The organism is Bradyrhizobium sp. LHD-71 (assembly GCF_031157255.1).
In the GTDB taxonomy this organism is placed as follows: domain Bacteria; phylum Pseudomonadota; class Alphaproteobacteria; order Rhizobiales; family Xanthobacteraceae; genus P52-10.
In genome coordinates, this window is record NZ_JAVIFX010000005.1 from 156,063 (window position 1) to 170,475 (window position 14,413).

Consider the following 14,413-nt stretch of genomic DNA (forward strand, 5'->3'; position numbering starts at 1 on the left):
TGCGGATCGCAGGCGCGGCCGATCCGGCAAGGCATCGAGCTCAGAGGCGATCGGCAAGAAGAAGAATGTCAACGTGTTCAGCTCTAAGTGCCCTCAGCGCGCGAGAAAAATCGGCCTTGAGCACCTGCCGGTTGGCGGGTGCAGTACCATCGAATCGCTGCCTGGCCGTGGCGACCCGCAAGAAAGCACATCGAGATGCTCCTGTTTCGCTGCATTCGCGGAAGTTACCGTTCGATCACATTTAGTAATGTGATCGAACGCTCATATTTATCCTTGTGAGCGATCGATAACATTGCGATAATGTGATCGAATGGTAACTTGAAAGGGTGCCCATCATGCAGGTCCGCACAGCAAAGGACATCGGCGCTTTCATACGGGATCGCCGGAAGAAGCAGAAACTCGATCAGGCCGAGCTTGCCGAGAAAGTGGGCGTCAATCGGCGATGGGTTCTGGAGGTCGAGCGCGGCAAGCCGCGAGCGGAGATCGGTCTTGTTCTTAAAACACTCAACGCACTGGGGCTGACCCTCAGCATCGAGACCGACGCCATAAAGGATCACGCTGTCGGTCAAGAGGTCGAGATGATCGATATTGACGACGTGGTCGCTCGAGCCAAAAGGCCGAAGTCATGAGCGAGCTCACCGTCATCCTCGCCAACCAAGTGGTCGGCATTGTCCGGCAGGACAAGCGCGGGCGCTTGAAGTTCATCTATGACGACACATGGCGCAGCGCTCGTGGCGCTTACCCGCTCTCTCTTTCCATGCCGCTGGCGGCGAGCGAGCACCCGCACGATGTGATCGAATCCTTCATCTGGGGGTTGTTGCCCGATAACGAGCTCGTGCTCGGCAGGTGGGCGAAGAAGTTCCAGGTCTCGCCGCGAAGCGCTTTCGGGCTGATCTCTCAGGTCGGCGAGGACTGTGCGGGCGCCGTCCAGTTCGTCCGGCCGGATCGCCTCGATGTCATCCTGGCGGATGACGGAGGGGAGATTGCCTGGCTCGATGAGCAGGATATTGCCGCGCGGCTGAAATTGCTGCGGGAAGATCACTCGGCGTGGCGCCGCCCCGGCGATACCGGCCAGTTCAGTCTCGCCGGCGCCCAGCCCAAGACCGCGCTCCTGCTCCAAGACGATAAATGGGGTCTGCCCTCGGGGCCGATTCCGACGACGCATATTCTGAAGCCGCCGACCGGCAATTTCGACGGCCATGCCGAGAACGAGCATTTCTGCCTGGCGCTGGCGCGCGCGGTCGGGTTGCCGGCTGCCACCTCCACCGTCGCGCGCTTCGGCGAGGAGGTCGCTTTCGTCGTCGAACGGTACGACCGGCGCATGACCGCACGGGGTATCCAGCGCATCCATCAGGAAGATATCTGCCAGGCGCTCGGCATTCCGCCGACAAAGAAGTACGAGAATGAGGGCGGTCCGAGCGTCGCCGATATTGTCAATCTCCTGAAGGAGAACTCCGGCGCGGCACAGGAAGACGTGAAGGCCTTCCTTGGCGCTATCGCGTTCAATTGGCTTGTGGCCGGAACCGACGCGCACGCAAAGAACTACTCGATCCTGATCGGCACCGGTGGTCGTATCCGTCTGGCGCCGCTCTATGATGTGGCCAGCATCCTGCCCTATGATGACTATGATGCGATGAAGATACGTCTCGCGATGAAGGTGGGAGGTAAGTACCGGATTCGCGATATTACCGGACGCAGTTGGATCAAACTGTCCGAAGAGCTTCGCCTCGACAGGGACGGGGTCATCGATCAGGTTCGCCAGATGGCGGCTCGATTGCCGAAAGAGATCGAAATTATCGGCACGGAACTGGTTGCAACGGGGATCAAACATCCGCTGATTGAGCGTCTAACAGAGCGCATCGCCAAGCGTGCCAGGAGTTGCGAGCGGCTGATAGAAGCCGCAATAAGTGCCTCAGACGCCGCCGCCGGCACGGGCTAGGTGTTCTGGTGCGTTGAGACCGCTCCTCACATGTAATTGCGTGGGCTTCACGCGACTGCAAGCGCATCACCCCGCATCCCATTGCCTCAGATTCTGCCGGCCTTCATCTTGGGACGCTACCGCACCCTGATGGACTGCTGGCAGACGCAATGGATGGCTCCGGGACAACCATGGATGACACGAGCAGAACGCCGCAGGCAGGCGACGAGCTTTGGGACCTCAAAGTCGTCGCTGGCAAAACGGGGCTGTCGCGCTCGACCATCTATGCCTACGTCGCTGGCGGGATCTTTCCGGCGCAGCGACGACCGGGACCGCGACGCGTCGCCTAGCTTGCCTGATGAGCACGAAGTGGCCGGATACGCCGAGGCGATGGACCTCGTGTTCGAGGCCTACGCCGACATGCGCCCCACCGAAAACCATATCCGCCAACTACACCAGACCTTGCTATGTCACAGCGACAAGGTGCGCGCCATCGCGACTCCCATAAGACGCTCTCTAACAATGTCGTGGCGCTCGACGCGGACGGGCGGGAGATCGGCATCGTATTCGAGACGACCGCGCCGTTCGACACACCGCGCGAAATGGAGGCCCTCGTCGCTAAGGCGCTGCATCCGTTCCTCACCGTTGCCGTCTTCATCGTGGTATTGCTGGCGATCCATCCTTTTCAAGATGCAAACGGGCGGCTCTCACGCGTGGTCACCACGCTCTTCGTGTTGGGTTGCTGTTCTCCAAACAGCTTAGCGGGCAGCCACACTCTGTTCACCTTGCCTTAGTGACACCAAAGATCGTCAGCTTCAACGGGTTCACTTCTGTTAAGAAGACGATGCCCTGCAGGGAGATCATCCATTCTCTTTGCCTTCGCCCGAGCGACGGGCTCTATCTAAACTCAGAACGAGCCACTTGCCTTCGCCGCAATACCCACTTCTACGATGAGGGTGTAACTGACCTGCCCGAGTACCTCCTCGGTATTATTGGGATGAAAGCCTGCCCTCCACGCAGGACAGTCCCGGCAAATCTTGTAGGTCGAATCTCCTAGCAGTAGGAACGGAAAGTCTGAGGCGGCGAACTCCTCATGGGCTCCCGGCCGGGCCGGTGATGGATTGGACCATGGCGCTGAAAGACACCTCAACACGAAGTGCGGACCTGCTGAAGCGATCACGGGTGTTGTGGCTGGCACCATCGCAGAGTTCTACGCACGCCGCTGCCAAGAACTTGCGGTGGGTCAGTTTCTTCTGCGAGACGATCTTAACTTGGCAGCCTTGCGATTTGTCAGTCCAGCTCGTGCGAGCAAGCATTCAGATCGGCGATTGTCAGACTTGCGAGCGCCGGCGGCCTCAGGCAAGCCAGCGCTTGCGTCGTCGATAGTGCTTCACAGCGCGGTAATCGATACTGTGACCGCCGCCGAGATAGGCCGCCTCGACATCCGGATTGCCTTTCACAACCTCGGCGCTGCCGCTCATCACAACCCGGCCGTTCTCGACCAGGTAGGCTCGCTCCGCGACTTCGAGCGCTGCCGCAGCGTTCTGCTCGACCAGCAGGACGGCCACTCCTGCTTCCTTGTTGATGCGTCTGATGATGTCGAAGATCTCGTCAACCAGAAACGGCGCAAGCCCGAGGCTTGGCTCGTCCAGAAGCAGCAGTTTCGGTTCGGTCATCAGCGCACGTCCGATCGCGAGCATCTGCTGCTCGCCGCCCGAGAGATAGCCGGACTTGGTGCGGGCGCGTTCGGTGAGGCGCGGGAACCACGCGAACACGCGCTCCTTCAGTTGCCTGACGTGCGCAGCACTGCGATGCATCGAGGCAGCCGCAAGCAGATTTTCCTCCGGTGTGAGCTGGCCGAACACGCGCCGCCCCTCAAGCACATGCACGATACCAGCACGCACGCGCTCGGGCGGGTCGAGATCCAGAAGATCATGCCCCTGGAAGGCAATCGCGCCCCGTGTGACCTCGCCCCGCTCGGGCTTCAGCAATCCGCTGATCGATTTGAGCGTCGTGCTCTTGCCGGCGCCATTGGCGCCGAGAAGAGCCACCAGGCCTCCCTCGGGCACGTCGATCGAGATGCTTTTGACCGCGAGAAACACGCGGTCATAGACGACCTCGATATTGTTCAGACTCAAGAGCACGTTACTTGCCCGACTTCTTGAACTCTTCCGAGTATTTCTTGATCTCGGACCAAACCAGATCCTGATTGGCGGTGAACCAGTCGGTTTGAGGCGCGAACTTGGCGCCGTCCCACCGCGCGATGCGGCCTTTGCCGCCGCCTTGATGGTCCTGGCTGGTCACGGTGATCCCGGGCAGCATGCCTTCAGCGGTGAAGTCGCTGATGGAGCGGATGCCAGCGTTCAGCCACGGTCCGGTCACGGGACCATTCGGCGCTTTCTCCGCCGCCTTGCGAACGCCTTCCGCAGCGATCGCCGCCATCATCACACCGATATTGTAGTAGCTTGTGCCGACCTTGGCTTCCTGCCCCGCGCCCTTGCCCTTACCGACGACCTCCGAAAGGATCTGCTGTATCACCTTCGGATCCCGTCCGCCGGCCGCGGCTTCGAACTTGATGACACCTTTGCAGGCGTCCTTGCCGACGACGTCCATGTCGGATTCCGAAAGCCAGACGCTCGAAGAAATGCGGTCCATCTTGAGACCGTTGCGAACAGCCTCGGAAAGCGCCACGGTCTGACCGACACCCGCACCCCAGAAGATAATCCAGTCTGGCTGCGCACGCCGGACCTGCGGCCAGATCGCCGCCTGATCGTTGCCCGGCGGCGCATAAGGGAAGGTCTGGAGTGAATAGCCGAGCTTCCCGGCCAGCGCTTGGAAAATCGGGATCGGCTCCTTGCCGAAAGGCGTATCGATGTGCACGAGCACGATCTTCTTGCCCCTCAAATCCTTGTCCTGCTGACGGAAGTAGTCGATTAGCAGGCCTGCCTGTGTCCAGTAGTTCGGCGAAAGCGGCATCACGTAAGGAAAGGCCTCGCCGTCCGCGGCGTCGCTGCGACCGGAAAGCGTCGTCACCATATTGATCTTGTCCTCCAACGCACGCGGGACCAGCGCCCGGGCGACCGGTGTCGACAGCGGATCGATCAGCACCGCGCCTTCGCGCTTCATGCGCTCATAAGCCTCGATGGCGCGGGGTATATCGTTTCCGTGATCGGTAATGTCCGCCAATATCTTGTAGCCACCCGCGCCGCCGCGATCGTTGATCAGCGTGAGATAGTCACGATGGCCCTGGGCGTATTCGGCGGTCACGAAGGTGTAGACTCGGGTGAAGTCCATCGGCATGCCGATCTTCACGATCCTGTCTTGCGCCCAAGTCGTGACGGTGGTTCCGGTGAGCATCGTTGCCGCGGTGCTAGCTATGAAGGTGCGTCGGTCAACGTTCATCTGCATTTCCTCCATTTTGTTCCGGCTCGAAATCGCGGCCGGTTTGCTTGTCATTTCCTGGCGTAGCGGAACGGCCAAACCAGGAAGTAGTTACGAACGTTGTCGTAGATCTTTGCGAGCCCGAGCGGCTCGAGCACCAGGAAGCCGACGATCAGCGCGCCGTAGAGCATCAGCGGGATATGCGCGCGCAGGTCACTGGAGAGAGAAAGACCGGCACCGGCCGCGATCGATGCCACCAGATTGTTCAACACGATCGGTGTGAACAGTATAAGCGCTGCGCCGAAGAAGCTGCCGAGCACGGAGCCGAGCCCGCCGACGATCACCATCGCCACGATCTGAACTGACAGATCGATGTGGAACTGGTCCGGCGACACGCTGCGCAGATAACAGACGACGAGCACCGCGCCGACCACGCCACCGATAAACGACGACGTCCAGAACGCAAGCAGCTTGTATTTGAACGTGCTTACACCGATGACTTCCGCGGCGTAGTCCTTCTCTCGCACCGCGGCGAGCGCGCGTCCGAAGCCGGTGCGGTGTACGTTCAGCATGAACAACGTGACCACCGTGCAGACCGCCAGCGCGAAGTAATAGGTCGCGATGTCGCCCTCGATACGCAACCCGAGAAAGCGGACGGGGGGAACCTGGATCGTCGCCTGCGTGCCGCCGCTGATCGCCGGCACGTGCGCGATAACAAAATCGACGATGTATTGCATCGCAAGCGTGGACATCGCGAGATAGAGCGTTTTTACCCGAAGAGCTGCGAAACCGAAGATCACACCGATCATCGCGCTCGCAAGACCGCCCGCAATCATCGCGATCTCGAACGGAACGCCGGCGCGCACCAGATGCACAGACGAGTAGGCGCCGATTGCCATCACCGCGCCGTAACCCAAATGAATCTGCCCGGCACCGCCCATCAGCAGGTTGAGGCCGAGCGCCGCCATGGACCAGATCAGCCACGGCAGCAGATAGGCGACGAGGTAAAGGCGGTCGATCAGGAACGGCGCCACTATCAGGAAGGCTGCAATGGTCCCGACGAGATAGCGGTCGAACGGCAGCGGCCACAGCATCCGCTCATGGCGATAGGAGGTATGACGAATGCCTGCGCGACGGTACAGCATCTCAAACGCGCTCGATCTGCTCGCGGCCGAACAGCCCGTAGGGCCGCACCAGGAGCGTCATCAGAATGATCAGGGATGCGACGATGTCGCGGGTGCCGCCGCCGACCAGCGGGTCGACGATGCCGGTTGCGAGGCTCTCGCAGACGCCGACGATGACACCTGCGAGAAGCACGCCCGGAATGCTGTCGAGCCCACCAAGGATGGCGATCGCGAGCGCCTTCATCAGCAGTAGCGACAAGCTCCAGTCGACCCCCTGGGTCGATCCCCATAAAATGCCGGCGGCCGTCGCGGTGCCGGCCGCAAGACCCCAGGCGATAGCGATCGCGCGCTCGACCCGGATGCCAACCGACCACGACGCCCCCTGATCGTCGGACACCGCACGCATTATGATACCGGCGCGCGAATTGAACAACACGATCGTCCCGACGATCAAGACGGCGGACGTGATACCGCCGATCAGGTAGGCGCGATTGATCAGCATCTCGCCGAGGAACATCGGCGCCTGTGGGATCCCGAGATCAAGCCGCTTCACCGCGACGCCGAAGAACCCAGGCATCATCCCGCGCAGAAAAATCTCCATGCCGAAGGTGACCATGATGATCATAATGATCGGCTGGCCGACCATATGCCGCAGCACTGCGCGCTCGATCACGAAGCCGAGCCCGAACATCGTGACGAGCGCGAGGGGTATGGCCACCCACAGCGGCGCCCCCATCAACGTCGCAAACGCCCAGGCAACATAGCTCCCGGTCATCGCGATCGCACCCTGCGCGAAATTGGCAACGCTGGAGGTCTTGTAGACGAGCACAATGCCGACAGCGACGAGCGCATACATCAAGCCCACCAGCGCGCCGGTGATCGCCAGTTCACCGATCAGCCACAGATCCATCAGCCGACCTCCCGGATCGACAGCGTGCGCCGGATCGTTCCGGTTTCGCCGCTCTCGTAGACGATACGTGCGTCCTGCTCGACCGTTCGCGCACCCGAATACAGCGCGTCGATCAGCGACGCGTAGCGCTCCTCGATCACGTTGCGGCGTAGCTTGCGCGTGCGGGTGATCTCGCCGTCATCCGCGTCGAAATCCTTGTGCAGGTTGACGAAGCGCCGGACGCGCAGATGTTGCGGCAGCAGCTCGTTGACATGCCGGAGCACCGAGGCGGTAAGATCGTAAACCTGCGGACGCTGTGAAAGCTCCGCATACGACGCGAACGAAATCCCCTCGTCCTCGGCCCAGTGCCCCACCGCCTCGTGGTCAATGCAGGCGATCGCACACAGACCGGCGCGACCGGCACCCAGCACCGCGACGTTGCGGATGTAGGGCGAGAACTTGATACGGTTCTCGATGTAGTTCGGGATATAGCGTTCGCCGGCGGCCGTATGCACGACCTCACTCACGCGGCCGAGCACGACCAGATCGCCGCCATTCTCGAAGTAGCCGGCGTCTCCCGTGTGCAGCCAGCCGTCGGCGAGCGCCTTCCCGCTCGCCTCCGGATCATCGAAATACCCGTCGATCACCGAACTCGACTTGATGAGGATCTCGCCTTTGTCGTCGATGCGAACCTCGACGCCCGGCAGCGGGTTGCCGATCGCATGGAGCGTCACGGCACCGTCGGCCTGCGCCGCCGTGAGGGCGCAGCTTTCGGTCTGCCCGTAGATCTGCCTGAGATTGACCCCGAGCGCGCGAAAGAACAGGAAGGTGTCTTCGCCAATCGCCTCGCCGCCCGTGAAGGCATGGCGGACGAGCGACACACCGAGATAGTCCTTCACGGGACCGAATACCAATATCTCTCCTGCAAACATCAGCAGGCGCTCAACGACACTCGGAGGCGTTCCGGCGAGGCGGCGACGTTCGATTTCGATGGCTCGCGGCACGAAGTATTTGAAGAGCGCGCGCTTTGCCCTGGTGGAATCCTCGATGCCGACCTGGACGCGCGTCAGCATGTTGTCCCAGGCGCGCGGGGCCGCCAGATACCAGGTCGGCGCGGCTTCGCGCAGGTCGCGCAGCACCGTCTCCTGTCGCTCCGGTATGTTGACGGTGAAGCGCAGCAGCACCGCGGCCGCAAGGCTGAACATGAAGTCCCCGACCCATGCGGCCGGCAGATAGGCGTAGTAGTCCTCGTGCTCGTCGATGACGCCGCCGGCGCGCGCGTTCAACACCCCGCCAATCACGTTGCGATGGCGCAGCGGCACACCTTTCGGCGCGCCCGTCGTTCCGGAGGAATGCATCAGCACCGCGATGTCTTCGGCGGTGGCGTGCGAGACCAGATCGGTCGCCAATGCCGGCTTGGCGGCCAGCAGCGCCCGCCCGCGCAAGAGCATCTCGTCATACGAGACGATGACATCGTCGGGGTAACCGGACAGGCCGCGCGGATCGTCGTAGACGATCCTGTGCGGGCGCCCCGTACGTTCGCGGAGCTCGAGCAGCTTGTCGACCTGCTCCTGATCCTCGGCGACCGCGATGCGAGGCTCGCCGTAGCGGGTATAGTGGGTCAGCTCCTCGGGCGGCACGTCCGGGAACACCGGCGAAGGGAACGCCCGCAGCGCAGTTGCGGCGATCATCGAAAGATAAAGACGCATGCGGTTATCGCCGATGACCGTCAGCGCCTGCCCCGGCCCGAGCCCGATCGATTGGAACGCGGCGGCGAGCGCCAGCGTCTCGGCAAAGACTTCACGCCAGGTGCGCTCCTGCCAGATGCCGTAATCACGCTCGCGAAAGGCCACGCGATCGGCGCTCTCGTGCGCGTTGCGTGCGAGAGCGGCAATCAGCGTCGCCGGCACGCCGTCCGGCCGCGTCGGCCAGGACGTGACAAACCGGACCGGCGGAACATGAGCATTCATGCGGCGGCTCCGACGTGGCGTTTGGCGGCGCGTTCGCCAAGGTAGGCCTGGATCACGCGCGGTTCGGAGATCGCCTCGAGCGGCTTGCCCTGCGCGATATTCTCGCCGTAACTCAGCACCATCACGCGATCGCAGATCGAGGTCACCACGTCCATGTGGTGCTCGATCATCAGCACGGTCGTGTTGCGCTCCTCGCGCGCATCGAGGATGAAACGGGCGATGTATTCCTTCTCTTCCTTGTTCATCCCGGCCATCGGCTCATCCAGGATGAGCAGACGCGGATCGGCCGCTAGCGCGCGCGCAAGCTCCACGCGCTTCTGAAGGCCGAGAGGAATGACCTCGACCGGCTCGTCGCGGATATCCTGAAGCTGCATGAAGTCGATCAGTTCCTCGACCGCGCGGCGATGCGCTACTTCGTGCCGCGCCGCCCAGACCCAGTAGAACAGCGTTGCGAGCGCGCCTGAGCCAACACCCATATGGACGTGACGGCCGAGCAGGATGTTGTCGAGCACGGTCATGCCGCGGAACAAGGCCAGATTCTGGAACGTGCGCGCCACACCATGCGCCGCGATGCGATGCGGCCGCATGCGGGTGGTATCGGCGCCGAAGATGGCGACACTGCCTCTCTGCGGGCGATAGAAGCCGGTCACGACATTGACGAGGCTGGTCTTGCCACTTCCATTCGGACCGACCAGCCCGAAGATCTCGCCCGGCATGATGTCGAAGCTCAGGCCTTTGAGGGCGCGCAGCCCACCGAACGACAATTCGATGTCGCGGCATTCGAGCACGGCGCTGGCTGAGCCTTCTGTCATCGCGTCACATCCGGAACACGCCGTAGTGGGGTCGATCGATCGGTGCGTTCAGCGCCGCCGAAATCGCGATGCCTAGCGCGTTGCGCGTATCGACCGGGTCCAGGATACCGTCATCCCACATCTCGGACGTCGAATAGTACGCGCTCTGCTGGCGTCTGTATTCCTGAAGAATCGGCTCGCGGATCTCGTCGATTTCATCGTTCGACAACATCCGTCCCTCCCGCGAAAGCTGCCGCACCTTGATATCGGCGAGCACATTTGCCGCCTGCTCGGCGCCCATCACGGAAATCTGGCTCTGCGGCCACATGAACAGAAAGCGCGGGTCGAAAGCCCGGCCGGACATGCCGTAGTTGCCGGCACCGAACGAGCCGTTGCAGATGACGGTGATCTTCGGCACTTCGCTTCCCGATACGGCCATGATCATCTTGGCCCCGTCCTTGGTGATGCCGCGGTGCTCGTAGTCGCGACCAACCATGTAACCGGTGATGTTCTGCAGAAACAGCATCGGGACCTGGTGTTGGTTACAGAGCTGCATGAAATGCGCGCCCTTGAGCGAGGAATCGTTGAACAGCACGCCGTTGTTGGCGAGGATTCCGACCTTGAACCCCCACAGATGCGCGAAGCCGCAGACGAGTGTCGTCCCGTAGGCCGGCTGATATTCATGGAAACGGCTGCCGTCGACAAGGCGCGCAATAATCTCCCGCGCGTCGAATTGCGTCTTGATGTCGCGCGGGATCAGGCCGTAGAGTTCTTCCGGATCGTAATAGGGCGGCTCGGGATTGGTGCGCTGCACGTCAAACTTCGACGGAAGCCCAAACTGGGCGACGATCTCGCGGGCGATCGCGATTGCCTGTTCTTCAGAGACGGCGGGATAATCCGCGGTGCCGGAAATGCGCGTGTGGGTGTCGGCCCCTCCGAGCTCCTCCACGCCGACGATCTCACCGGTGGCGGCCTTCACCAGCGGCGGTCCACCGAGGAAGATCGCGCCGGTGCCGCGCACGATCACGTTGTATTCGGACAGCGCCGGCACGTAAGCGCCGCCGGCCGTGCAGTGTCCGAGAACGAGGGCGACCTGTGGCACGCCCAGCTTCGAAAGGATCGCCTGGTTGCGGAAGATGCGGCCCGCCAAATACCGATCCGCGAACAGGTCCGCCTGCAGCGGCAGGAAACCGCCGGCGCTGTCGCAGAGATGGACCACCGGCAGTCGGTTCTCGATCGCGATGTCGAGCGTGCGCACAATCTTCTTGACCGAATGCGGGTACCACGCTCCGCCCTTCACGCTCGCGTCGTCGGCATGGATGATCACTTCACGGCCGCTGACGATGCCGATGCCGGACACGATGCCCGCTCCCGGCACCTCGCCGTCGTAGGACTGGTTCGCCGCCAGCGTCGACAGCTCGAGGAACGGCGTGCCGGGATCGAGCAGCATCTCGATGCGGTCGCGAACGAACATCTTGTTCTGCCGCTTCAGCCGTTCGATATCACGCGCAGGACGCTCGCGACGCGCCGCGCTCTGACGCGCCTTGAGGTTTGCGGCGAGCTTGCGGTTGTGGGCGCTGTTGGCCCCAAACTCTTCCGAACCGGTATCAAGGCGGCTTTCGATGCGGCGCATGTTACGCCTCCACCGTGGCGAGCGTGGCTAGCGTGGCGAGCGGCGCGGAGCGATCGAAAGACTGGCCCATCGCGACGTGCACGGTGTCGATCCGGCCATCGCGTGGCGCCTTTACGGAGGTCTCGAGCTTCATGCTCTCGATCACCAGCAATGTGTCGCCGCGCGCGACGGCCTCGCCCGCTTTCACCATCACCGTGACGACGGTGCCGGGCATCGGCGCCAAGATGGTGTCATCGGTCGAGCCGTCGGCATGGCTGCCGTAGTAGGCAACCGGCTCGTGATAGCGGAACGTCTGCGCCTCACCGTCGAGCCAGACATGGATCGTATCGCCGTCGACCGCGACGATCGCGTCGTGATCATTCGTGATGCGGTAGCTGCAGTCGTCAACATGGACTCGGTAGGCGTCGGCCTCGCGCTGCGCGAAAACGCGATATTCCGTACCGTCGATCGAAAAAATGGCGCGCATCAGTTTCGCCAGCCTCCCATCGCGTTGTGCGGCTGCGGGCCATCATCGGCGGCATCGCGGACGGGACGGACCGAGAGTGCGCCGATCGCGAGCATCCGCCGCAGCGTCGCGGCAGAAACCGGCTCGGAGGCGATCTCGGGATGAGCATCAAGAAAACCGGTGTGGATATCGCCCTCGCGAAACGCCGGATGCGCAACCAGGCGATGCAGGAAACTGACGTTGGTTTCGCAGCCGAGCAGCACGAACTGCTGAAGCGCCGACAACGCTCGCTGGCGTGCCTCTTCGCGATCCTTACCATGCACGATCAGCTTCGCGAGCATCGGATCAAAGGCGGTCGTGATCGCCTGGCCCTCGGTCACTCCAATATCGAGCCGCAGACCAGGGCCACGGCCATCATGGATTTTCAACGCGCGGCCGGTGGTCGGCGCGAAACCCCGCGCCGGGCTTTCCGCATAGATGCGGCATTCGATGGCGTGACCCTGCGTCGCAATATCGGCCTGCGTGAAACCAAGCGGCTCATTTGCCGCAACCCGAAGCTGCTCCCGCACGAGATCGATGCCGGTAACCATCTCGGTGACCGGATGCTCGACTTGCAGCCGTGTGTTCATTTCGAGAAAATAGAACTCGCCGGCCCCATAGATGAACTCAACCGTACCGGCATTGCGATAGCCTGCCGCGCGCGCGATGCCTGCAGCCGTCTCGCAGATACGAGCACGCTCCGATGCCGACATTGCCGGCGACGGCGTTTCCTCGATGATCTTCTGAAAGCGCCGTTGCACAGAGCACTCACGCTCGAACAGATGCACGACATTGCCGTGGGCATCGCCCAACACCTGCACCTCGATATGACGCGGGTTTTCGATGTAGCGCTCGACATAGAGCCGGCCGTCACCGAAATAGCGCTGCCCTTCGCTTCGTGCGCGGACAATCTCTTCCGCAAGCACTGAGGCATCGCGCACGATGTGCATGCCCTTGCCGCCTCCGCCGGCAGACGGCTTGATCAACAGCGGAAAGCCGACCGCCCTGGCGCGCTCGGTGAATGTCATCGGATCATCGTCCTCGATCGCCGACGGGGCAACCGGGAAGCCGTGCTTCTGCACAAACGCGCGCGCGCGCACCTTGTCACCCATCAGTTCGATCACTTCCGGTGTCGGACCGATGAAGGTGAGACCCGCGTCCGCGACCGCACGCGCAAATGCAGCGTTCTCCGAGAGAAAACCGTAGCCGGGATGGATGACGCCGGCGCCTGCTGCCCGCGCCGCGGCAATGATCTGCGGGCCATCGAGATAGGCCGCCACCGGTGTCGCGCCCTTGATTTCGATCGCCTTGCTTGCGGCGCGTACCGCCGGCGCGTCGGAATCGACCGCGTGATGGATCACGACCGCCTTCAGATCCAGCGCCTCCACCGTCTTCAGGATGCGCAGCGCGATCTCGCCGCGGTTTGCGATCAGCACAGTATCGAACGGCCAGCCCGCAGCCGATATATGGCGTTGCGGCGCCGTCATGTGCGCTTCCGACGGCCGCGCAAGGCGAGCCCGTTCACCAGCACGTCCGTCATTGCGCGTGCCACACGCGGCACGTCGACCGGCTTGCTGCCGTTGATGTGACGCCACGAGGTATGCTCGATCGCACCGAAGAGCATGTCGCGGACGAGCCGTGGGTCCATGCCGGCGACGACCTCGCCGTCCGCAATCCCCTGATCCACGATCTTCAGCAGGATCGAGGTGTAGCGCCGATTGAGCTGCTGAATCGCCGAGCCGCGGTAATCGCTTGCGGTACGGACTTCGGAGATGAACAGGCGGCACAGATCGCGATCGGCGATGAACACATGCAGATGCTCGCTGATGAGAACGTAGAGTCGGTCGGCGAATGTCCGGCCTTTTGCGATCTTCGGCTCGAGATCGGCAATGATGCGCTCATAGAAGCGCTCGAGCACTGTCTCGAGCAGATCCCGCTTGTTCTCGAAATACTTGTAGATCAGCCCGTCGGAGATGTCGGCGGCGCGGGCGATGTCGGTGATCGAAGCGGTGGAGTAGCCGTTTTCGGCGAACACCCGCGTGGCCGCGGCGAGGATCGCGTCATAGCGGTCGCGCATGCGCTGCGGGCTGATCGCAGGCATCAGGCGACTTCGAATTCACGACGGCGAAATGCCCACGCGACCATAAGCTGGTGTTCCCTCCATGATCGGGGTGGGATTCGATCCTCCCCCTCTTGATTAGCCATAATGAATACGCTTCATTT

Annotated in this window: 14 protein-coding genes; 4 read left to right on the forward strand and 10 right to left on the reverse strand. The window is 62.3% G+C overall.

The features are described 5' to 3' along the window. Positions 1-335 precede the first annotated feature (335 nt). From RCO31_RS07075 to RCO31_RS07090, 4 genes are all read left to right on the forward strand, one after another. Complete coding sequence (locus RCO31_RS07075) at positions 336-629, forward strand: helix-turn-helix transcriptional regulator (protein ID WP_308967539.1); 294 nt, start codon at positions 336-338, stop codon at positions 627-629. Then, positions 626-1,939, forward strand: coding sequence for a type II toxin-antitoxin system HipA family toxin (locus RCO31_RS07080; protein WP_308967540.1), 1,314 nt, complete (start codon positions 626-628; stop codon positions 1,937-1,939). Before RCO31_RS07075 ends, RCO31_RS07080 begins: the two co-directional genes overlap by 4 nt. Before the next feature lie 170 nt (positions 1,940-2,109). Then, on the forward strand, positions 2,110-2,268 hold the full coding sequence (locus RCO31_RS07085) for an AlpA family phage regulatory protein (protein WP_308967542.1): 159 nt from the start codon (positions 2,110-2,112) through the stop codon (positions 2,266-2,268). A 117-nt stretch (positions 2,269-2,385) separates the two neighbouring features. Beyond that, positions 2,386-2,712 (forward strand): Fic family protein, encoded by a 327-nt coding sequence (locus RCO31_RS07090; RefSeq protein ID WP_308967543.1) that lies wholly within the window; start codon positions 2,386-2,388, stop codon positions 2,710-2,712. A gap of 561 nt (positions 2,713-3,273) precedes the next feature. On the opposite strand, the gene RCO31_RS07095 is transcribed toward RCO31_RS07090, so the two are convergent. The 10 genes from RCO31_RS07095 to RCO31_RS07140 are packed head-to-tail and all read right to left on the reverse strand — an operon-like array spanning position 3,274 to position 14,291. Next, on the reverse strand, positions 3,274-4,062 hold the full coding sequence (locus tag RCO31_RS07095; RefSeq protein WP_308967544.1) for an ABC transporter ATP-binding protein: 789 nt from the start codon (positions 4,060-4,062) through the stop codon (positions 3,274-3,276). A gap of 1 nt (position 4,063) precedes the next feature. Beyond that, positions 4,064-5,320 carry an ABC transporter substrate-binding protein gene (locus RCO31_RS07100; protein WP_308967545.1) on the reverse strand — a complete coding sequence of 419 codons (1,257 nt, stop codon included), beginning with the start codon at positions 5,318-5,320 and terminating at the stop codon, positions 4,064-4,066. A 50-nt stretch (positions 5,321-5,370) separates the two neighbouring features. After that, a complete protein-coding gene (locus RCO31_RS07105; RefSeq protein ID WP_308967546.1) occupies positions 5,371-6,444 on the reverse strand; it encodes a branched-chain amino acid ABC transporter permease in 1,074 nt (357 codons plus the stop codon). Position 6,445: 1 nt separating this feature from the next. Continuing rightward, positions 6,446-7,333, reverse strand: coding sequence for a branched-chain amino acid ABC transporter permease (locus RCO31_RS07110; RefSeq protein ID WP_308967547.1), 888 nt, complete (start codon positions 7,331-7,333; stop codon positions 6,446-6,448). Continuing rightward, positions 7,333-9,282 carry an AMP-binding protein gene (locus RCO31_RS07115; RefSeq protein ID WP_308967548.1) on the reverse strand — a complete coding sequence of 650 codons (1,950 nt, stop codon included), beginning with the start codon at positions 9,280-9,282 and terminating at the stop codon, positions 7,333-7,335. The genes RCO31_RS07110 and RCO31_RS07115 overlap by 1 nt, the downstream gene beginning before the upstream one ends. Beyond that, positions 9,279-10,094, reverse strand: a complete 816-nt coding sequence (locus RCO31_RS07120) for an ABC transporter ATP-binding protein (RefSeq protein ID WP_308967549.1) — start codon at positions 10,092-10,094, stop codon at positions 9,279-9,281. Before RCO31_RS07120 ends, RCO31_RS07115 begins: the two co-directional genes overlap by 4 nt. A 4-nt stretch (positions 10,095-10,098) precedes the next feature. After that, positions 10,099-11,706 carry a carboxyl transferase domain-containing protein gene (locus RCO31_RS07125; protein WP_308967550.1) on the reverse strand — a complete coding sequence of 536 codons (1,608 nt, stop codon included), beginning with the start codon at positions 11,704-11,706 and terminating at the stop codon, positions 10,099-10,101. A gap of 1 nt (position 11,707) precedes the next feature. Further along, on the reverse strand, positions 11,708-12,172 hold the full coding sequence (locus RCO31_RS07130) for an acetyl-CoA carboxylase biotin carboxyl carrier protein subunit (protein ID WP_308967551.1): 465 nt from the start codon (positions 12,170-12,172) through the stop codon (positions 11,708-11,710). Further along, on the reverse strand, positions 12,172-13,677 hold the full coding sequence (locus RCO31_RS07135; RefSeq protein ID WP_308967552.1) for a biotin carboxylase N-terminal domain-containing protein: 1,506 nt from the start codon (positions 13,675-13,677) through the stop codon (positions 12,172-12,174). The genes RCO31_RS07130 and RCO31_RS07135 overlap by 1 nt, the downstream gene beginning before the upstream one ends. Next, a complete protein-coding gene (locus RCO31_RS07140) occupies positions 13,674-14,291 on the reverse strand; it encodes a TetR/AcrR family transcriptional regulator (protein ID WP_308967553.1) in 618 nt (205 codons plus the stop codon). Before RCO31_RS07140 ends, RCO31_RS07135 begins: the two co-directional genes overlap by 4 nt. Between the last annotated feature and the right edge of the window lie 122 nt (positions 14,292-14,413).